The organism is Pseudomonas sp. CCI1.1 (assembly GCF_034348165.1).
GTDB classification, from domain to species: domain Bacteria; phylum Pseudomonadota; class Gammaproteobacteria; order Pseudomonadales; family Pseudomonadaceae; genus Aquipseudomonas; species Aquipseudomonas paracarnis.
Window position 1 is genome coordinate 3,709,643 of record NZ_CP133780.1, and the last position, 19,583, is coordinate 3,729,225.

A 19,583-nucleotide genomic window follows, 5' to 3' on the forward strand; every position below is an offset into this window, starting at 1 on the left:
TGAATTCGACTTGACCAGTCGTTTGCGTCGGATTTGACCAGCCCGCTGGCCGACCCTGATCGGCCAAAAGCAGCCGCTCGACGACTTAATGGCGAAATGCTAACTTCAGGCTAATGTTTGGCTGTCTCCTCTGTTTCGGGCGCTCCGTCGAGCGACACTGGCCCAGGTTAGATATGCAAGCAATTGCAATCGACGCATAGCATTTGTCGGCCGGCGTCGCGATCTAGCAACCATAAGGAGGCAGTAATGTCCAGCTGGTATGACATTAAAATTCAAGGATTCGAAGTATTTAGCAACTCTAGTCAGTGTTTCTCGGAGTGGTATTTCCAAAAATCCGATCGTATAACTAGGGAAGGGAATGAAGCTAACATTGGTACTAAGCGGCATTTATATGTGACCGACGCAGCGACGGCCCGTCGTCGACTAGCGCTCCAAGGGTGCGACAGACGTCTCCTAGAATCGGAGTATGAGCGAGCCATTATAGATATTGAGAAAGAATTTGAATTTGCAACAGAATACTACCCGGACGACGTAGCCACTCTTCGCAACGCAATTACCGGAATGACGTTAGACGACTGGTTATCCAAATTAAAAGTCATCGTAAATGAGGAGCTAGATCGACGCGCTCTACATGATAACTATCAGCACACGGATGCGGTAATAAACTATTTGACTAGTGTTGGCAAATGGAACAGCGATAATCGATATACTTCTTTCCCTTGCATTACTCCCGACTGCTACACGCTCGCAGTGTTAGAAGTTACTCCTGACGACGCCGAAGTGATAATGGACTGCACAGACTGCGTCAAGGCAGGATCTATAGCTGCGTTCGATACGTATATCGAGTACCTTCAGCCGCGCACATACCTTTATGAAATTTTTAAAACTTCGATACATGAAATAGAAAACATTGTGCACACGGTCGAAGTAAATAATACACTTGCAAAGCTTCTGTTTGCAGGTGTTATCACCGCGCTTGAAACATATCTATCAGACACAATGAGAAAATTAATATTTAATAATCAAGCAGTAATCCGAAGGTATGTTGAATTTGAAGATTCGTTTCAGAAAAAAATCAAGATTAGTGAGATATACCTGACGCTTGAAAAGCTTGAAAAAGATGTGTCGGCATTACTCGACAAGACCAGCTTTCACAACATCGAAGAAACATCAAAACTATATCAAAACGTTTTGATTGTAAACTTCCCTAGAGAAGAAACACTAGAACTAAAGAAAGCTGTTGAGATCCGGCACGATATCGTCCACAGAAATGGCAAAACTTTTAAAGGCGAGTATCGCAATATAACAGAGCAAAACGTTATTGCTCTTATATCGTCGATTGTTTCATTCCTGGAAAAAATTGACGATCAAATCCGAAACAACTTGCTTTTCTACGAAAATGATAATGAAAGCGACTGGAGCCCAAACCCGAGATTCCAAATTATTGTGATGTGACTGCTTTTAGCTTCGCAGCAATCACCCACGTAAGGGCCACAGTCACTGAACCCAAGGCCATGAATCGGCCCTATACGCTCTTCATCCAGGCACTTGCGCACTGCTGCCCGAAGCACCGTCTCGTCACCCATGGAGTTCGCGGAGATGATGCCAGACTTCAGCGAAGCGGGTGTATCGATCAAACAGCTGCGATCGAAATCGGACAAAGGGACTGCCACAACTGATGACGACCAGCACCGCCGTGACCCAATGCGCGACTAGTCGCGTCACCGGGATAAACTCAAAGCCCCAGGTCTGCCGCAAAACGCTGGTCGCGGATTGAAGCAGGGGCATGCCCATCGATGATCAGCTTCTGCTGCAGATGGCGTACGAGATGCCAAGCCAGAGGTTCGCGGATCTCCAAGCAACCTTGGATCTGATGGAAACTATTGGAGCGCTGTGTAACAAGGGCCTCTCGAAGCGCTATAAAGCCATCAACGCCGATGACCGACCTGTGAACACGGATAGGATTATTCAGCCCAGGACGACGCTCGTAGACGCTTAAAAGCGATCGAAGGATTACAGGGAGATCATCCCCATAGGCTTCGCAGGCAAGAGACCAGAGCTGACCATCAGACAGTGGGGTCATAGAATCCGATGTCGGGCTCGCATTATCCATAAATTGGCAACATAGCCCCAAGCGCGGCCAGAATTCAGATGCACCCTGTAAACCAATTTTTTAACGTGTTAACCGCCGAGGTTTACAGATCAAAAATTTAGTTTACAGATCCGAATTTTCGAAGCGCGCAGTAGGTCGCCAAGTGCGAATTGTGATCGCCTACGACCTCGCCCAGCAGGTACATTGGCCATGTCGATCGTTTCTGCCTCTAAGCCATACCAGTCACCGGTTTCAGTCAGAAATGCATCGCTGCGGCGAGCGTAGTTAAATTCCGAGCGCCGAACGACGGCAATTCAACGAAGAGATTATTCAAGATGGCTGTAAAGGGTTTGAAAATTCGTACGGCAGTAATCACCGACGCAGAAGCCATCCAGCGCATTTATGCTCCCATTGTTCTAAATACAGCGATCTCATTCGAAGAGACCCCGCCAAGCGTTGAGGAAATTGCTCAGCGGATAACGACGACACTTCAGACATATCCCTACCTAGTGGCTGAAGAGGATGGCGAGATCAAGGGCTACGCCTACGCAAGCCAGCACAGGGCTCGTCCGGCCTACCGATGGGCTGTTGACGTGACGGTTTATGTAGCTGAATCGGCTCGCCGGCAGGGCGTTGGCCGTGAGCTCTATGAGACCTTGCTTCCGACCCTTGAAAAACAGAGATTTCGCGCAGCTTACGCCGGAGTTGCGCAACCCAATGAGGGCAGTGTGGGCCTGCACGAGTCGCTAGGCTTCGTCCATATCGGGACATATCCGGAGGTGGGCTTCAAGCTTGGGAAATGGCACGACGTCGGTTACTGGCGGCTCGGACTGTGCCAGGCGACTCCGCCACTGGAGCCAATTATTTTTCCCGAGCTTAAAGCGGCATCATAGTAGTCCACTCGAATTCTGGACGTGAGCTATCGTGCTGCATCTGTGAGATAGCTTTGCACTTGCTTGACTACATCCCGAGCGGTGCGGGTTACTCCGATCAATGTCGCAGAGGCGAGCCCCGTCCAATCGCCGTAACCCACCAGCCACAGATTGGGTGACGCAACACTTCGATTTTCGTCCACAGCCACTTTACCGTCCAGGCCTACAACGCCCAGGCTGCTCAGGTGGTCGAGCGCGGGAGAAAATCCCGTGCACCAGACGACATCCACCGCTGTTTCGTCTCCTGACGACCACACAACGCCTGTTGAAGTGAAGCGCTTGAATGGTCGTACGGCATTCAGCACGCCGCGTTCACGAGCCTCCCTGACCGACGGAACCATCACGATGTCTCCGAGCCCTCCTGGCGGCTGCTGAGGTTCCAGGCCCTCCTGCTGCGCCTTCAATCGAGCAGTAGCTCGCTCGAACAGGACGCGACCATCGACCTCATCAGGTAGAAACTTCGGGGCCTCTTGAGTTACCCAGGTTGCCTGAGCCACTTTGGAAACCTCGGCGTAAATCTGAGCTCCCGAGTTGCCACCACCGACGACAAGGACAGTTTTCCCCTCAAACTCATCCGGCCCAACGTAATGAGCGGAATGAAGCTGCTGCCCTAAAAACAACTCCTGTCCGGGATAGCTTGGGATAAATGGGCGGCTCCAGGTGCCTGTTGCACTGATAACCGCTTTGGCCTCCCAGGCTCTTCCCTCGGAGACAACCCGTAATCCGTCTTCGATTTTCTCGACACGGTTTACCCGCGTGGATCGGATGATGGGAAAGTCATATCGGCGTTCGTACTGAGTTAGATAGTCGACAACATCGTCCCGCCCAGGAGTCCCCTCGGATACTGCTGGCATGGGCCAGCCGGCAATAGAGCTCCAAGCAGACGGCGAGAATAGTCGGAGAGAATCCCACCCATGCCGCCAGGCCCCTCCCGGTGCTGACTCGGCGTCGAGTAATACATAGGAAAGGCCGGTACGCCTCAAGAAATAGGCTACGGTGAGCGCGGATTGGCCACCGCCAATGACCACTACATCAAATTTCGAGTTTTGATTCACCAACATCCCCCCAGGCCCATCTGCTTTACATCGGTTTAAACCCTGCGGCCATTCTCATCAATGACGACTTGTCCGTCTTCTTTGACGAAGCTGCCGCGCTGCTCTTGCGGTAGAAGGTCGAGGACTGCCTCTGACGGACGACACAAGCGTGTGCCCAAGGGCGTCACGACGATGGGGCGATTGATCAGGATGGGGTGAGCCATCATGGCATCGATGAGCTGATCATCAGTAAGTGACGTATCGACCAGTCCCAACTCCTCGTAAGGAGTGCCTTTGATGCGAAGCAGGGCCCGCACCTCAATACCCATATCCTTGATCAACCTGACAAGCGTGGTGCGGTCAGGTGGGGTCTGTAGGTACTCGATAACAGTCGGCTCTTCTCCGCTGTTGCGGATCAGCTCCAAGGTGTTGCGAGAGGTGCCACATTGCGGGTTGTGATAGATCGTGATCTGGCTCATACAGTTTCCTCGCACTGACGTTAGATGGAGCGCTGGTTGACGCGTTTGGACAGCTCTTCGGCGGACTCTTTACGCTCGGAGTAGCGATCAACCAAGTAGTCCTGGCGACCCCGCAACAGCAGCGTGAACTTCATCAGCTCTTCCATCACGTCCACCAGTCGGTCGTAGTACGAGGACGGCTTCATACGGCCTGCCTCGTCGAACTCGGTGAACGCCTTGGCCACCGAAGATTGATTTGGGATGGTGAACATCCGCATCCATCGACCCAGTACGCGCAGCTGATTCACCACGTTGAAAGATTGCGAGCCGCCGCAGACCTGCATCACAGCAAGGGTTTTGCCTTGCGTAGGTCGTACAGCGCCAATCGCCAGCGGAACCCAGTCAATTTGGGCTTTGAATACTGCACTCATGGAGCCGTGCCGTTCAGGCGAACACCACACCTGTCCTTCAGACCATTGCATGAGTTCGCGCAACTCCGCCACTTTGGGATGTGTATCCGGAGCATCGTCCGGCAGCGGCAAACCCGAGGGATCGAAGATTTTGGTTTCGGCGCCAAACTCCTCCAACAAGCGGGCTGCTTCCTGAGTCACCAACCGGCTGAATGAGCGCTCTCGCGTTGATCCATACAGTAGAAGAATGCGCGGTCTATGGAGCGAAGGCGTACGCGGCTCCAGTTGTTCCAACGAAGGAATGTCGATCAGGTCGGCGTGGACGTTCGGCAATGTGTCTTGCATATAAACTCCTACAGCGGCGCCTGGTTGGGTGCCGCCTCGGTTGATCTTTAAAGCGAACCGATGCGGTTCAGTTCAGCTTTCAACTGGTCAGTGCTGATGGTCTTCAGTGGCAGCGCAAGAAATGCGCTCACGCGCTCGTGAATTTTGGCTAGTGTGGTTTCAAACGCAGCGGTGATCTCGGCTTCCGACCCGCTAGCCTCAGACGGGTCGGCCAGCCCCCAATGCGCCTTCAAAGCTGGCCCGAAAAAGATTGGGCATGCCTCACCTGCAGCCCGGTCACAGACAGTGATCACGATGTCTGGCGGCGAGCCTTCAAAAGCGTCCGAAGCCTTGCTGCTTAAGCCCGCAGTAGAGATACCCGCCGCCTCCAGTGTCTGCAGTGCCCTTTGATTCACCCGGCCACTGGGAAAGCTTCCTGAGCTGACAGCTTCTACGCCCTCGGGCGCCAAGTGGTTGAAAAGCGCCTCGGACAGAATGCTGCGGCAGCTGTTGTGGGTGCACATGAACAAGACTTTCATCAGAAGATTCCTTGATTCAGAAACTGAGGCGCAATGCCAGGGCAGACAAGGTGGCGACGAGGATAGGCAAGGTCAGCACGATCCCAGTCTTGAAGTAGTAACCCCAACTGATCTTGATGTCCTTCTTGGCCAGCACATGCAGCCACAGCAGCGTGGCCAGACTGCCAATTGGAGTGATCTTCGGGCCTAGATCGCAGCCAATGATGTTGGCGTACACCATTGCTTGCTGTACGACGCCATCAACTTCGGCGGCATGGATGGATAAGGCACCAACCAGAACCGTGGGCATGTTGTTCATGATCGAAGACAGCAATGCTGTTAGCAGCCCTGTACCCAGGGACGCGCCCCAAACGCCATAACCGGCGAACACGTTCAGGATCTGCGCGATGTGGTCGGTCAGGCCGGCGTTCTTCAGGCCATAGACGACCAGGTACATACCCAAAGAAAAAATCACTACTTGCCATGGGGCCTCTTTGAGCACCTTGCTTGTGTTGATGGCGTGACCACGAGCCGCGATGACATAGAGAATGAACGCACAGACCGCTGCAATGGCGCTGATTGGCACCCCCAACGGCTCAATGACAAAGAAGCCGATCAGGAGTAGTGCCAGCACCCACCAGCCGGCTACAAACGTGGCCCGGTCGTGGATTGCCTCGTCCGGATTGTTCAGTTGGTTGAGGTCATAGGTCTTTGGTAAATCTTTGCGGAAAAACCACAGCAGCATGGCTAATGTCGCTGCCACGCTGACGATGTTTACCGGCACCATGATCGAAGCATATTCGTTGAAGCCGATATCGAAGTAGTCGGCAGAAACGATGTTGACCAGGTTGGAAACCACCAGCGGTAAGCTCGCCGTGTCGGCGATAAAACCGGCTGCCATGACGAATGCCAAAGTAGCCGCAGGAGAAAAACGCAACGCCAGCAACATCGCGATCACAATGGGTGTGAGGATCAATGCTGCTCCGTCATTGGCGAACAGGGCCGACACCGCTGCGCCAAGCAGGACGATAAATGCGAACAGCTTGCGGGTGCTTCCGCCTCCCCATCGGGCCACATGCAGCGCAGCCCATTTAAAAAAGCCTGCCTCATCAAGCAGCAAACTGATGATGATGACCGCGATGAAAGTTCCGGTAGCATTCCAGACGATGCGCCAGACCTCGGGTATGTCTGCAAGAGTAACGACGCCTGCCAGCAACGCCACGATGGCACCCAACGTGGCACTCCAACCAACTCCGAGCCCTTTGGGCTGCCAGATGACGAGCACGATGGTGGCGATAAATATCAATACGGCAATCAGCATTTCGTTAATCCGGTTGGGCGTGAATCAGCTGCACACGGCCTGGTTGATCGGACGGTCGTTCATACCGCACAGGCGTTTAGTCTCGGTTTCCAGCCATTGCTGATTGGCGTCTACGACTTCTTTCAAAACCGCAGTTACCCACGCAGGCAAATCGGGGTTCAGGCGGTAGTACACCCACTGACCTTGCCGGCGATCCATCAACAAACCAGCAGAACGCAGCAGGGCCAAATGACGAGAAATCTTCGGCTGGTTCAGGTCGAGTGCCGCCGTCAGCTCGCAGACACACAGCTCGCCTTCGCTCACGACAAGCAGGGAAATTTTGGCTCGGGTGTCATCCGCCAAGCACTTGAATAACGTGGTGGGGTTCATGGGTTCTGTCATAGATCCTCCAGGTGTTTGGTCTTGACCAAAACGAAGAGCTTGATGCGCTCGTGGATGTCGTGGAGCGTGTGGCGAAATGCACCGGGATCATCGTTCGTTACTGGGTCAGGAAAGTCCCAGGCAATGACTTCACCTGCACTGGGCATTGGTAGGCACTCGCTGGCGGATTTATCGCAAAGAGTGATTACGTAATCGAATCGATCAGCTTGAAACTCGCTGATGGACTTGCTTCGCAGGCCCGTCGCATCGACTCCAACTGCCTCCAACGCCTGAATCGTGCGCGGATCAACCTCAGAGGGTTGGGATCCTCCGCTGAAGGCCTCGAAGCGCGGGTCGGTGTGACGCAGCAAAGCCTCTGCAAGCTGGGAGCGGGCTGAGTTGGCAACGCACACGAAAAGCACTTTGATAGCAGGGGTCATGACTAGACTCGATGCATATGGAAAATCGAATATACGCTTTGGCAGATATTCGGTAAAGCGAATATGATGACTACGGCTTCGGCTTGGGCCGTAACAGTCCATGCAAAGCAGCACAAAGGAGATGGAAGGATGGAGTGGGAGATGATGATCCAGGCAACGGAAATAGCCGGTGGGCAATGGCAGCGCTTTCGCGATGCACTGAAATCTGCTGACCTTCCATCAGACGATATTGATCTTCCGGGCCGAACCTTTTTTGAGTTCACGCTGGACAGTAAGACGGTCGCATGGGGAGGATTCGAAACGCATGGTACGGACGGGTTGCTGCGTTCCCTGGTCGTGGAGCCGGCATGCAGATCGAAAGGGGTTGGAGCTGAAATGCTTCGAGTCATTGAAGCGATAGCCGCCGGGCAGGGAATCGCTCGATTTCATTTGCTGACAACAACAGCGCCAGGATTTTTTGAGCAGCAGGGGTACGCAGTGCATCAACGGGGCTCTGCGCCGCCTCTGATCTCACAGACGGAGCAGTTTAGGGGGCTTTGCCCTGGCTCGGCTTGTTACATGTGCAAGGCGTTACCGCTGGACGATGGCTGATTGTCGACGCTACCGATAACCTAGCAGCAGAAGGTTGGCCGATCATCCCATTGAGAAGTTTGGCACCTGGATTGAGGTGTTGCTCGTCAGTAGATAGGCACGGCCCTCTGGAGTGCTGGCAGGTCGTGCTTTGTCGACCCGACCTTTACATGTGCACGTACATGCACATATAGTCGCTACATGACCTTATTACTGAACCGAACCCAGGCAATCGAGGCCGCCATAGAATCGCTGGACGGTGCATTCTTCAAAGCCCTCTGTGAGCCACCGCGAATCGCAGTGCTGAAGCGCGTAATGCTACTAGGCCGTGCTGATGTCACTGAAATTGCGGCTGACTTACCTCAAGAGCGTTCGGTTGTGTCTCGCCACCTTCAGGTGCTACTAGAGGCGGGGATCGTTAGAGCCACTAAGGTAGGGCGCCAGATGTTCTATGAAGTGGACGGCCCAGCCATTATCAAGCGTCTAGAGGCCATCCTCATCCACACCAAAAGCATCGTTGCACTGTGCTGTCCAGGCGAAAAGGTCTGAGCCTTTTTTTGCACAAATACGTGCATGAGTGCGCATACATGAACATAATAAGTCAGATGTTGGATGTTATTGTCATTGGTGCTGGCCAAGCAGGGTTGGCTACCGGTTGGCACCTGAAGCAGCACGGCCTCAATTTCCGCATTGTTGATGAGCAATCGCAGCCTGGGGGGAACTGGCGTAATTACTACGACAGCCTTGAATTGTTCTCGCCAGCAGCATATTCCTCTCTTCCGGGGCTTCCATTTCCTGGAGCAGCAGGCCACTACCCTTCTCGGGATGAAGTAGTGCGTTATCTGGAAGGTTATGCCGACTTCTTCCGGTTACCTATCCTTCAAGGGATTAGGGTCGCGAACGTAGGTCAGGAAGGCGAAGGATTTCGGATCACTGCAGCGAACGGACAAAGCTTTTGTGCGAGAGCGGTGGTCGTGGCCTCAGGAGCCTTCAGTCGTCCCTACGTACCCGATATCCCTGGGCTCAAGAACTTCAGCGGCACTCAGCTTCACAGTGCTAATTATCGGAATGCAGAAGCATTTAGTGGGCAACGCATCGTCGTAGTTGGCGCTGCTAACTCGGCTGTACAAATCGCTTACGATTTATCCAAAGTTGCAACCGTGACTCTGGCCACGCGAGAGGCGATTCGATTCGCGCCACAACGGATATTAGGAGCAGATTTTCATACTTGGTTGAAATGGACAGGCCTAGAGAAAACTAAGTGGCTAAACGATCAAAGCACGCCTGTACTGGACGACGGCACGTACAGAAAGGCTCTGAGATCCGGACGCTTCAATCAAGCAGCAATGTTCTCCGAGGTCACTTCAACAGGCGTTATTTGGGCCGAAGGGCAGCATGAAACCGTTGATAGCCTGATTTTTGCCACTGGCTATCGTCCGAACCTGCCATTTCTCCAAGGCCTTCCAGTAATGGATGAGCAGGGACGAGTGGCGCAGCGCGACGGGCGAGCCGTTCATGTTCCAGGCTTGTACTTTGTAGGCTTGCCCAAACAACGCAACTTCGCCTCTGCAACCCTACGAGGCGTGGGGCCTGATGCCGAACAAATACTTCGGTGTTTGCTAAAGCGAGTTCGTAATTTGGAAGCCGCCCCACGCTCGTAACGCAAAACTGAGCAGCCTACGTCTGAAAAACACAAGAGTCCGTAGCTAGTGAAAAACCTAGAAAGCAGCCAGCAACCTATCAATAGATTCAGGCTTGTGTGGGCATTAGGAATCGCACAAATCCTCGCTTGGAGTTCGACCTATTACCTGCCAGCAGTTCTTGCGACACCAATCACCAAAGAAACAGGATGGTCAGTTACGAGCGTAGTAATTGGATTGTCATGGGGACTGCTGGTCGCAGGAGCTTGCTCGCCCATGGTGGGACGATGGATCGACCGAAGTGGGGGACGCCCCGTATTGGCAGCTAGCTCGTTATTTTTGGCGATGGGTATGCTGTTGATGGGCTTGGCCAGTAACTTGGCCGTTTATTACCTAGCATGGACGCTGATCGGCGCTGGCATGGCTGCTGGCCTTTATGACGCAGCTTTTTCGACACTCGGACAACTACTTGGCGACCACGCACGTGCCTCGATGACTGGTCTAACCTTGCTAGGTGGGTTTGCCAGCACCTTAGGCTGGCCACTGATCGCAGGCCTAGAGCACCAGATCGGGTGGAGGTACAGTTGCTTTGTCTTAGCCGCAATGCACCTGGTAGTTGGACTACCAATCCATCTTATGACAATTCCCAGCGAGAAAGGCCCCCCAGCCGAATCTGCACCTCTAGCAAGTCCCCTGCCCATTCCTAGTTCCAGCAAATCAACCAACCGCTTATTCATCCTGCTGGCAGCGCTGCTGACATTCCAGTCGCTGGTTATTTCTTCCGTCTCAGTCCACCTACTTGATGTGCTAAAACTGCTTGGCATCGCAACTTCAACAGCACTGGCCATAGGAATGATGATTGGGCCATCTCAAGTCATGGCACGCCTTGCAGAGTTTTCGATTGGGCGAAACCTACACCCTACCTGGTCGGCTCGTATCGCCATCCTGCTATGCGGGGTGGGTATTGCGCTGCTGTTACCGGCCATCCCGTGGCTGGCCTTCGTAGCCTTGGCGCTTTACGGAGCAGGTAATGGAATTCTGACCATTGCTCGCGGAACATTACCCTTGGCTCTATTCGGCGCGGATGGCTACGGAGCACGTATGGGGCTGCTGGCTCGCCCGATGCTGATTGCCCAGGCTGTAGGCCCCATAGCAGCAGCACTTGCTCTAGAAAGATTTGGATCAATTCCGCTGTTAGTTGGAATGTGCATTCTAGTAGCAATAAGCTTTATTACGAGCCTTGCTCTCCCAGCAAAATGACTTCTTAAACCTGACGCAAATTTGGTCGCAGAAAATCCGCCTCTATCTTCCCTAGCAAACCAATACTTACAACCATATCGGAAAAATGTGGCAGTGAGGCTCGGCACACATGACCACAAATCGCATAGCTTCTGGGATGGCGACCACTAATTCGATAGAGAGCAACAACAGGCTAAATGGGATTAGGCACGTATGCCGTGATCAAGCCGCATAATCTCGTCATGGATAATTGTGAGTCCCATAGGTGTGCACAGCACCCTGCAGGGTGTCTGACGGCCTACACCTACTACAGATCTTACAAGCCATCGCTGCGCCTTCTTTCGGCTTCCAAACACTTCCAGCGCGATTGAGAAGACCTGCTCGTAACGCGTCTGAAAACAGCGATGCCTAGCACTCCAGCAGCCGATCGGGGAGCGAACGCATCGCCCGACAATCCTAAGCTCATTCATGCTTCACCCTCTGGTGATACTGGTCTGGTCGCCCCTCGTACTCTGTGCAGGGGGCATCCCGGCAGGGCCACCTCGTGGCGCGGCCCTTTAGCTCAGACGCAACGCTTACCATCGAATTGAGGATCTGCTAGCAGCTACGTATCACTCAGCACTGATTGTGCAAAATGGGAAAGATTGGAAGCCCCGCCTCCATTCCTGCGCAACAGGTAACCCTTGATACCGACCAGGGCAGGCCCATCCCGATCACACCTTTCTGAGTCGCCAATCATGACGATCCGTCTCTTACCACTGAGCTCATTTTCTGGCCGGACATTAAGCAGATCGCAGGTGTGCTGGTAGATGCCGGCTTGCGGTTTCATAACACCAATGCGATAGCTGAAACCATAGGCCCCAAGGTGCGGGAAAATCCTTTCCACTACGGGGCCGTAGGCCATTGCCAGATTTGAACATACGGCCAGTCTCACCCCTGCAGCTTGCAGTAGCCCAACGGCCTCAACCGCGTCTGGATAAGGCTGAATGCTTGCCAGCTCTTCCTCCAAGCATTGATCAAGAAATGCGAGTTGGGTGGGCGAGATCTTGATACCAAAGACCAGCGCAGCCTCGCTTAGAGAAAGGCAACGGGTCATGATCGTTCGAATGTCATCAGCGCGAGGCAAGCGGCCTTGGCGTCGCCCCTCTCGAAGCAACTGTCGAAACGGATGTGTCGGCTGCTGTATCTCTACCAGCGTTCCGAAGGCGTCAAAGATTACGGCACAGGTCTTCATCTGAGTTTCCTTCGCTGGTCACCGTCAGCGAGACAGCCAGCCACTCTAACGAGAATCAAGTTCAACAACCAAAAAACCAAGCTACCGAAGAGTAACGCCAAATTTTGAAAATTCATCCACCAGCGTTTTTCGACCCAGCATTTTCGGAAGCTTGAAGACGTTCCTGTACCCATACCACAAAAACATAGGAATAATGACAAGCCCAACTCCAAAGGTTGCCGTTGCAGCAATAATCCCAGCTGGAACCGCTGCTAGCGAAATAACCACACCCTTTACCAAAGTCGACCTTGCAATAATTCGCAGATCATCCAAGTCGCACTCAACTTTCCCACCAGCCTTCTCAAAAGCGACAACAATTATCGATTTCTTTGAGGCATGCTTATAGTACCAAGTTCGCGGAACATCAGTCGCCAAAGCACCATGTTTCACAAGGTACTTCAGCATCACAACCTCTTTGAAATAGAGAGTAGCGCCGTGCTCATCTTCATATCTAACACGTCGATAGAGAGCGTCTAGATCACCGCTCCCTTGAGCATCATAGTTCTTAACAGTCAATGTCAGTTTCTTTAACTCGGACATGCTTCTTCCCTTAAACACACATTAACTATTAATGGATTAGATGACGGTGGGGCCTAATTAAGTAGGCTGAGACAGCGGCCTCGACAACGCGGGGGCACTCAAGCGGCGGCAGGCAATCGGCTGACCATGACGTAATGATCGTTGCCTGACACTGTCCGCAATAACGCCATGCCTTCGACCTCCGCTATCACCTCACTAGGGGGTGTGACAATTGTCATCCCATCAACCAGTTGCCCTGAAAGATCGCCATACACATACGCAACGAAACGATCGCCAACTTCAGCTGCATCTACCAAGTACGCGTCCACTAGCGCACCCCAATCATGGGCCTGCGCAATCGCCAACTTAGCTGACACCAGACTGGGCAGTCGTATTACGCCCTCAACCATCCAGCCCTGGGAATTCAGACAACTCATGGATTCTCCATCACGTTCGAATTTGAAACCTACTCACTTACTGAAAAAGCTAAACGACGGCAGCCCAATCAGTCTTCATACACTGACAACTAGGTCTGGCCGAAAGCCAGTTTCTTCGGTGGGATAACCACGAGGATTACTCACAAACCGGACGCCATTAACAACCTCATCCACAGCTTCGTGGGTATGGCCAAAGATCCATAGATCGATCTTGAAATCCATCAGGCCATCCCAATTGTTTCCATAGGCTGCTCGCAAGTGAGGATCGGCTCCTTGGTCACTCACGAACTTCATAAGGGGCGGATGGTGAGTCACAACTACACGCTTACCGTTGAATGGCAGCGACAGCTGAGCCTCTAACCACTCCTTCGTCTCTCGATTTCTCGCGATCAGGTCATCAGGGCGCAAACGCCGATACTGTTCACCGACACGGATAGCGCGAAAGTCATTCAGTGAGTCACGAGCACACCAAGAAGCAGCTACTGGGTCTCCGGTCGCGGCCAGGCTTGTCCAAGCCGTAGCACAGAGAAACTGCACATCACCGTACTCTAAAACCTGATTTTCCAAGATGTGGACGTGCGCCTCAGCAGCGTCAAGCAGCTTGCTGTGAGTTCGATCTATATTCCCGCTGTAGTGCTCATGATTGCCCATGGCGTAGACGACAGGCGTGCTGAAGGCCAGGCTGGCCCATCTGGCCCCCCTGGACTTCACATGGATGTCGCCGGCTAATACGACCACGTCACAGTCCACCACAGGGGGGACGAAATCGGCGAACTCACAATGTAAATCAGACAGTATGTGAAGCTTCATCCCTAGCCTGCTGACGTCGACTTTCTAATAAATTGATCACTCCCTGGCCGGTCGCCCGGACGCGGCGAGGCTGTCATCTGTAGGCCCACGATAAACGATGATCGCCATTATTGCCAGCTTTCGATATTTATCGACGCATGGCGCTGTGGCCCTATTCTTCGTTTTGAGCGCTGAGCATGCAGAACGAGATAGCAGCAATAGTCCGAGCTCTGCGCGACCTTAGAGGATCGGCCCAGGAGGAGCTCGCCGAGATCAGTTCCCAAGCCAATCTGTCGCGATTGGAGCAAGGGAAAACGCAGGTCTCTTTGGTCAAGCTGAGCAAGATCGCGCTGACCCTAGATTTCGACCTCGTGGCTCTGGTCGCACTGTGTCAGGCCCTCCAAGATGGGTCATCACCTATCGATGTCATGGCGAAGGCTTCGCAGGATTTGGAGGGCTTCATAGCCCTGGGAGGCTTGCAGGGCCTGAAGAAGCACTGGGACGCTGGTGAAGGGCTGGTAAAGCGCACGCGAGGCAAACCCAGCAGCCCAGATCGAATCCGAGCTGTGCTAGAGCTCAAGGCCAGTGGCATGTCGAAGGCGGAGGTGAGTCGAGCGCTGGGTTTGCCTGAAGCGACTGTCAGGCGTTACTGGCTCAAAGAACTGCCTGGCTAGAAAGGGAGTTGTGGGGTACCCATGCCCATTCGATGCCGCACAACCCTACATAGCCAATGCCTCAGCCTCCAATAGAGCTCAAGGCGATATTGAAAGTCAGCTCGTGCTTGTCAGCATCTAAGGCCCGGATGGTGAAGGCGCGCCCAACCTGGTGATGTGTTTTGGACGGCAGGAACACTTTGACCCACTGTGCCGGGAGGAGAGGCCTGAGGCCGAAGAGCCCATCCCCGCTCACCACCACCCTGCGCATCAAGGGCGTCGGCGCACTGATCGACTTGACCTTTATGGGAATGGATGGGCTGCTCGTCAGCGGCAAAATTTTCATTGTGACCTACCACCAGGACACGCTGAACGAAACAGCCGAGGACTTCAGAACACGCGGTATCTGGTTCAGGAAGAACAGGGCCAGGCTCCATCGTGCCGTCGGAAGACCAGCGCCAGGCCTTTGCCGTAGACATGGAGAAGCAATCGCGTGGTTTGGGGGTGCGCTAGTGTGCGCTGGAGAGTTTCGATGCAGCCTGGGCGGCGACAGCCCGTTTTGTCTAGGATGTCGCCGACAAGCCCGGCACTCTCGCTCGCCTTCCGGAGAAGAACGTGGCCTTTAATTGATGGCCGGGGAGTATGTGTAGGAGATGCCGTTAAACTTGAAAAGGTCGTACGGGCGGATGTTATCGTGGTAGTCGGCCACCATATGCTTCAACTCTTCCCGCCCATCGAGGAATACAAAGTTCGTGGAGCCCTCATCGGGCTTGCGCCGGACTTCAAGATCGCGCAACGCCTCGCCATTGTCTTTGAAGGTGAGCTCGCTCGACCACCCGTTACCGTCCGCATCGCTTTGTGCCGTTATTATGAAGAGCAGGCGAGTGAAGGTGTCGCCCAGCTTCGCAAGAATAGTTGATGCTTCAACACACCAACCTTGGTGCATGTCCCCATCTCGGAAAATCACGGCGTACCGCTCACCCGAGATGAGCTGAACGCTAGCCTGAGGCGGCTCACCCCAAACGCCTCCCCGGAAGACGGCGATGTCTTCTGTAATCAGGTTCCACCCTTTTGCAACTTTCTCGAATTCGAAAATGCTCACGTGCGGGGCACATGCGTGGTAGTCATGCCCTTCCGTCTTCGTGTAAAACAAAACGACCATCCCTTCCCCACGATTGCTGTAAGGCAAGGAATACTGATCAATGACGTTGTGCTCCAGCGGCAATTCCAGGTCAGGATCGTAGCCATTCCAATCCGCCGCGTTCAGATGCTGCATGCACAGCTCAATCGCCCGCTGGCGATTCCAACGCCCTGGAATGTCACACTCTGGCTCAGAGTTAGGCGGCGTCGACTCTACTGGCGGGTGATTATGGTAGGTGGTGTTGTAGCTGACGTTGACGTTGCCCGTGTTATTCGCCACTACCGGGCTTTGATTGCCAGAAGTCGAGTGAGACGCAGCCTCTTCACGTGCTCCCGTCGCCTCACTACCGGCTTTGGCCCCAGCCCTCTTGACGAATTTCTTCACTCCCAGCAGAGCTCCGCCTAGCGCGAGCACGCCGCTCGTAATACCAGCAATATTGTCCCAATCTGGCAGGCTTCCTATCTCAAACATCGCGTGCTTCCCATAGCTGTAATCGGTGGGGAGGAAACACGACATGACCTAGCGTCAGCCGGGGTGACCCAAGTGCCCTCATCGGAGCTGCATATATAGCATTGACGCGCCTAGTTCAACCTTTTCGCCGCATCTGCTACTGGATCGGCAGCGAAGCGGTCAGCCGCCAATAAGGCTGGGGATTACTTGAACACTCATGACCTTCGGGGCTTGGCTTTAGCTGTCGCTTCTGCGATTAAAGGATTGTCGGGCCAAAAGTGCTTTGGATATCTACCTTTGAGGTCTTTCTTGACTTCCACATAGGTACTCCGCCAGAAGTTGGCAAGATCTTGGGTGACCTGTACAGGCCTCCGAGCCGGCGACAACAAATGCAGTGTCAGGGCCTGTTTCCCCCGAGCAATCCGAGGCGTTTCGGTCAGCCCGAACAACTCCTGTAGTCGCACAGCAAGGATTGGCGGGTACTCTGAATAATCAATGCGGATGTTCGAACCAGAAGGTACTTGAATCGTCTGCGGCGCTTGAACCTCTAAATCCTGTGGGAGCGGCCAAGGCAGGAGGTTTCTAACTATCGAAGACAGATCCAGCTGGCTGAACTGGCTGAGCCTCGTGATTTTTCTCAGATACGGCGTGAGCCACTCCTCCAGCGTGTCCAGGAGGTTGTTATCGCTTAGATCAGGCCACTTGGTTTCTGCCTGCCCATTTTGAAGATCGAGCTGACGCAGCAGATCGACCCGCGCTTGCCACCGCCGTAGCTCAGGGTTCCAAGGCAGGAGCTCAATGCCTTTCCGCCTCACCAGGTTGACCAAGGCAAGCGAACGGGTTTGCTCATCAAGATTTAGCAGAGGTGTTGTGGACAGCACCAACTGACCCACCTTCAACTGCCGCTCAGCCTTGAGTACTCCTTCCCTCTCGTCCCAGTCGACCTCATCGACAGACCTCACAAGGTAAGCCAGCTCGTCATCGAACAGGGCCGGATCAAGGTCACTTGCCAGGTAGATTCGCTCCTCACGCTGCCCTTGCCGGCTACCCAGGTCGGCCACTACCAGCCACTCGTGCTTGGTGAGAGCATCAGGCTCTGAGAACACGGCAGCCCGCCCGTTGGAGAGACGGTATTCGGATGCACTTGCACGCCTCTGGAGGCCAATTCGGTCAGGGTACGCGAACGCCAGTAGGCATCCCACCCATCGCGGGTGATCGAGCTCGCAAACCGGGATGGAGGCCTTCCCACGCAGGTGGGATCGGTACTGCCGAGCAGACTGCTTCACTCTCTGGAATGAGCCACCACCTCGACGTAAGTGCTGCTCGCCAGACAAAGCACTCAGCCTGGTGTGAAGGTCGGCACCTGCTCCACGCAGGATGTCCTTCTCACCAAGCAGCGCTGCGATATTGCACGCAAGGTCATCCAGCCCCATCGCGCTGCCTTTGATGAGCATGTGAGCGATCCGTGGATGCGCTGAGAACTCACTCATGGCCGAACCATGCGGTGTTATCTGACCAGCATCGTCGAGTGCGCCCAGGCGCTTCAGCAGATCTCTGGCTTGCCCAAAAGGGGCGGATGGAGGTTGATCTAGCCAAGTCATATCTTCCGGCTTCATTCCCCACCGGGCCAGCTGGAGTGCTAGGGCTGCGAGATCTGCCTGCAGGATCTCAGGGGTGCTGTAGCCCGCCATTTGCTCGTGCTGCGACTCCGACCAGAGGCGATAGCAAACACCTGGCTCCAAACGCCCCGCCCTCCCCGCTCGCTGAGTAGCGCTGGCCTTCGAAATACGCTGCGTGTCGAGTCGGGTCATCCCGCTGCGAGGATCAAACTTCGGCACTCGCTCAAGACCACTGTCCACAACCACCCTGACGCCTTCGATGGTCAAGCTGGTCTCAGCGATGTTGGTGGCCAGTACAATCTTTCGAGAGCCCTTCGGTGCGGGGTCTATGGCAGCTCGCTGCGCGTTCAGATCGAGGTCACCGTACAGCGGGCATACGATCACCTCGCAACGGCTGCTCAACTGCTCTTTGAGGGTCTCTGCCACCCGCCGAATTTCTGCTTGCCCAGGAAGAAAAACCAGAACGCTTCCGGACTGTTCGTTGATGGCGGTCAAGCAGGTGTCCGTGACTCGTGCATCGATTCGCTCGCCCGGCTGATAGGGGCTACCCCAAACCGTCGAGACCGGATACATCCGCCCTTCGCTGGTGACCACAGGCGCATCATTCAGCACCTTTGAAAGGCGAGCGCCTTCCAGGGTGGCGGACATCAGGAGCAGTTTCAGCGGAGACTCATCGCGCAGCAATTCGCGGCCACTCAGGCACAGAGCCAGTGCAAGGTCTGAGTCGAGGTTACGCAGGTGGTACTCATCGAAGATGACTATACCCACACCATCCAAGGCAGGATCATCTTGTAGCCGGCGAGCAAGGATCCCCTCCGTGACGACCTCGATCTTGGTGCGCGGGCCCACCCTACTCTCTAGGCGAATCCGATACCCAACCGTCTCACCTACTTTCTCACCCAGCTCGTTCGCCATACGCTCGGCTGCAGCTCGCGCAGCAAGCCGGCGAGGCTCAAGCATGATGATGGTTTGACCCTGAAGCCAAGGCTCATCTAACAAGGCGAGCGGTACGCGGGTGGTTTTACCCGCGCCGGGTGGTGCCTGGAGCACCACTTCATCACGCTCGCTCAGAGCTTTCAGAAGGGCCGGCAAAGCGGAATTGATTGGCAACGAACTCATGTGTACTCCTGCAACATGAGCGGCAGTATACGCTCACTCAGTTGCAGGATCGCAGGCCGACTAAGTCAGCTGAGAAACTGTGGTGAAGCTACCCAAGCTCTTCCAAACCTCGGGCAAGCATTGCCCTATACCCTGCACGGTCCTGAATGAACGGAGAAAAGGCTATGGCCCAACCATTCCTCGAAACCATTTTCTGACACATTAGCCAAGGCCATACCAACCGAGCGCACATCATCAAACCAGGC

The 19,583-nt window shown here is 54.2% G+C and carries 23 protein-coding genes; 7 read left to right on the forward strand and 16 right to left on the reverse strand.

Going from position 1 to position 19,583, the window contains the following annotated elements; translation table 11 throughout:
- The first annotated feature begins 246 nt into the window (after positions 1-246).
- Positions 247-1,455, forward strand: coding sequence for a HEPN/Toprim-associated domain-containing protein (locus tag RHM69_RS16660; RefSeq protein WP_130175028.1), 1,209 nt, complete (start codon positions 247-249; stop codon positions 1,453-1,455).
- 280 nt (positions 1,456-1,735) lie between these two features.
- Here the strand turns inward: RHM69_RS16660 and RHM69_RS16665 are convergent, their stop codons facing one another.
- Complete coding sequence (locus RHM69_RS16665; RefSeq protein WP_200645846.1) at positions 1,736-2,083, reverse strand: hypothetical protein; 348 nt, start codon at positions 2,081-2,083, stop codon at positions 1,736-1,738.
- 344 nt (positions 2,084-2,427) lie between these two features.
- On the opposite strand from RHM69_RS16665, the gene RHM69_RS16670 reads away from it, so the two are divergent.
- Entirely contained in the window at positions 2,428-2,985 is a 558-nt protein-coding gene (locus RHM69_RS16670) for an arsinothricin resistance N-acetyltransferase ArsN1 family B (protein WP_200645847.1), read from the forward strand.
- Between the two features lie 26 nt (positions 2,986-3,011).
- Here the strand turns inward: RHM69_RS16670 and RHM69_RS16675 are convergent, their stop codons facing one another.
- The 7 genes from RHM69_RS16675 to RHM69_RS16705 are packed head-to-tail and all read right to left on the reverse strand — an operon-like array spanning position 3,012 to position 7,889.
- On the reverse strand, positions 3,012-4,085 hold the full coding sequence (locus RHM69_RS16675) for an ArsO family NAD(P)H-dependent flavin-containing monooxygenase (RefSeq protein ID WP_130175031.1): 1,074 nt from the start codon (positions 4,083-4,085) through the stop codon (positions 3,012-3,014).
- A 29-nt stretch (positions 4,086-4,114) separates the two neighbouring features.
- Positions 4,115-4,537, reverse strand: a complete 423-nt coding sequence (gene arsC / locus RHM69_RS16680; RefSeq protein WP_032856855.1) for an arsenate reductase (glutaredoxin) — start codon at positions 4,535-4,537, stop codon at positions 4,115-4,117.
- A 20-nt stretch (positions 4,538-4,557) separates the two neighbouring features.
- Complete coding sequence (gene arsH / locus RHM69_RS16685; protein WP_060548102.1) at positions 4,558-5,271, reverse strand: arsenical resistance protein ArsH; 714 nt, start codon at positions 5,269-5,271, stop codon at positions 4,558-4,560.
- 47 nt (positions 5,272-5,318) lie between these two features.
- A complete protein-coding gene (locus RHM69_RS16690; RefSeq protein WP_033902850.1) occupies positions 5,319-5,789 on the reverse strand; it encodes an arsenate reductase ArsC in 471 nt (156 codons plus the stop codon).
- 16 nt (positions 5,790-5,805) lie between these two features.
- Entirely contained in the window at positions 5,806-7,089 is a 1,284-nt protein-coding gene (locus RHM69_RS16695) for an arsenic transporter (protein ID WP_032856859.1), read from the reverse strand.
- Positions 7,090-7,113: 24 nt separating this feature from the next.
- Complete coding sequence (locus tag RHM69_RS16700) at positions 7,114-7,470, reverse strand: metalloregulator ArsR/SmtB family transcription factor (protein WP_032856860.1); 357 nt, start codon at positions 7,468-7,470, stop codon at positions 7,114-7,116.
- Positions 7,467-7,889 carry an arsenate reductase ArsC gene (locus RHM69_RS16705; protein WP_033902852.1) on the reverse strand — a complete coding sequence of 141 codons (423 nt, stop codon included), beginning with the start codon at positions 7,887-7,889 and terminating at the stop codon, positions 7,467-7,469. The genes RHM69_RS16700 and RHM69_RS16705 overlap by 4 nt, the downstream gene beginning before the upstream one ends.
- A 129-nt stretch (positions 7,890-8,018) precedes the next feature.
- Between RHM69_RS16705 and arsN2 the strand changes: the two genes are divergently transcribed.
- The 4 genes from arsN2 (at position 8,019) to RHM69_RS16725 (ending at position 11,359) form a co-directional block, all read left to right on the forward strand.
- On the forward strand, positions 8,019-8,480 hold the full coding sequence (gene arsN2, locus RHM69_RS16710) for an arsenic resistance N-acetyltransferase ArsN2 (protein WP_153426207.1): 462 nt from the start codon (positions 8,019-8,021) through the stop codon (positions 8,478-8,480).
- A 180-nt stretch (positions 8,481-8,660) separates the two neighbouring features.
- Positions 8,661-9,008 (forward strand): ArsR/SmtB family transcription factor, encoded by a 348-nt coding sequence (locus tag RHM69_RS16715; protein ID WP_200645848.1) that lies wholly within the window; start codon positions 8,661-8,663, stop codon positions 9,006-9,008.
- A gap of 38 nt (positions 9,009-9,046) precedes the next feature.
- Positions 9,047-10,120 carry a flavin-containing monooxygenase gene (locus RHM69_RS16720; RefSeq protein WP_200645849.1) on the forward strand — a complete coding sequence of 358 codons (1,074 nt, stop codon included), beginning with the start codon at positions 9,047-9,049 and terminating at the stop codon, positions 10,118-10,120.
- Positions 10,121-10,168: 48 nt separating this feature from the next.
- Entirely contained in the window at positions 10,169-11,359 is a 1,191-nt protein-coding gene (locus RHM69_RS16725; protein ID WP_200645850.1) for an MFS transporter, read from the forward strand.
- Positions 11,360-11,541: 182 nt separating this feature from the next.
- Here RHM69_RS16725 and RHM69_RS31120 read toward each other — a convergent pair whose 3' ends face one another.
- The 5 genes from RHM69_RS31120 to RHM69_RS16745 form a co-directional block, all read right to left on the reverse strand.
- Positions 11,542-11,808 (reverse strand): antitoxin Xre/MbcA/ParS toxin-binding domain-containing protein, encoded by a 267-nt coding sequence (locus RHM69_RS31120; protein WP_200600703.1) that lies wholly within the window; start codon positions 11,806-11,808, stop codon positions 11,542-11,544.
- A gap of 134 nt (positions 11,809-11,942) precedes the next feature.
- On the reverse strand, positions 11,943-12,572 hold the full coding sequence (locus tag RHM69_RS16730; RefSeq protein ID WP_200600702.1) for an HAD family hydrolase: 630 nt from the start codon (positions 12,570-12,572) through the stop codon (positions 11,943-11,945).
- 81 nt (positions 12,573-12,653) lie between these two features.
- Positions 12,654-13,151, reverse strand: coding sequence for a hypothetical protein (locus RHM69_RS16735; RefSeq protein ID WP_060548095.1), 498 nt, complete (start codon positions 13,149-13,151; stop codon positions 12,654-12,656).
- Between the two features lie 98 nt (positions 13,152-13,249).
- A complete protein-coding gene (locus RHM69_RS16740; protein ID WP_060548094.1) occupies positions 13,250-13,567 on the reverse strand; it encodes a hypothetical protein in 318 nt (105 codons plus the stop codon).
- 75 nt (positions 13,568-13,642) lie between these two features.
- Entirely contained in the window at positions 13,643-14,377 is a 735-nt protein-coding gene (locus RHM69_RS16745) for a metallophosphoesterase (protein WP_055137226.1), read from the reverse strand.
- A gap of 176 nt (positions 14,378-14,553) precedes the next feature.
- Between RHM69_RS16745 and RHM69_RS16750 the strand changes: the two genes are divergently transcribed.
- Positions 14,554-15,030: a helix-turn-helix domain-containing protein gene (locus tag RHM69_RS16750; protein WP_093466079.1), complete on the forward strand. Its 477-nt coding sequence runs from the start codon at positions 14,554-14,556 to the stop codon at positions 15,028-15,030.
- Between the two features lie 61 nt (positions 15,031-15,091).
- On the opposite strand, the gene RHM69_RS16755 is transcribed toward RHM69_RS16750, so the two are convergent.
- The 3 genes from RHM69_RS16755 to hrpB all read right to left on the reverse strand — a co-directional run bounded on the left by RHM69_RS16755 (position 15,092) and on the right by hrpB (position 19,338).
- On the reverse strand, positions 15,092-15,355 hold the full coding sequence (locus tag RHM69_RS16755; RefSeq protein ID WP_130175040.1) for a siderophore-interacting protein: 264 nt from the start codon (positions 15,353-15,355) through the stop codon (positions 15,092-15,094).
- A 276-nt stretch (positions 15,356-15,631) separates the two neighbouring features.
- Complete coding sequence (locus RHM69_RS16760; protein WP_130175041.1) at positions 15,632-16,621, reverse strand: hypothetical protein; 990 nt, start codon at positions 16,619-16,621, stop codon at positions 15,632-15,634.
- A gap of 194 nt (positions 16,622-16,815) precedes the next feature.
- Positions 16,816-19,338 carry an ATP-dependent helicase HrpB gene (gene hrpB, locus RHM69_RS16765; protein ID WP_322255306.1) on the reverse strand — a complete coding sequence of 841 codons (2,523 nt, stop codon included), beginning with the start codon at positions 19,336-19,338 and terminating at the stop codon, positions 16,816-16,818.
- Between the last annotated feature and the right edge of the window lie 245 nt (positions 19,339-19,583).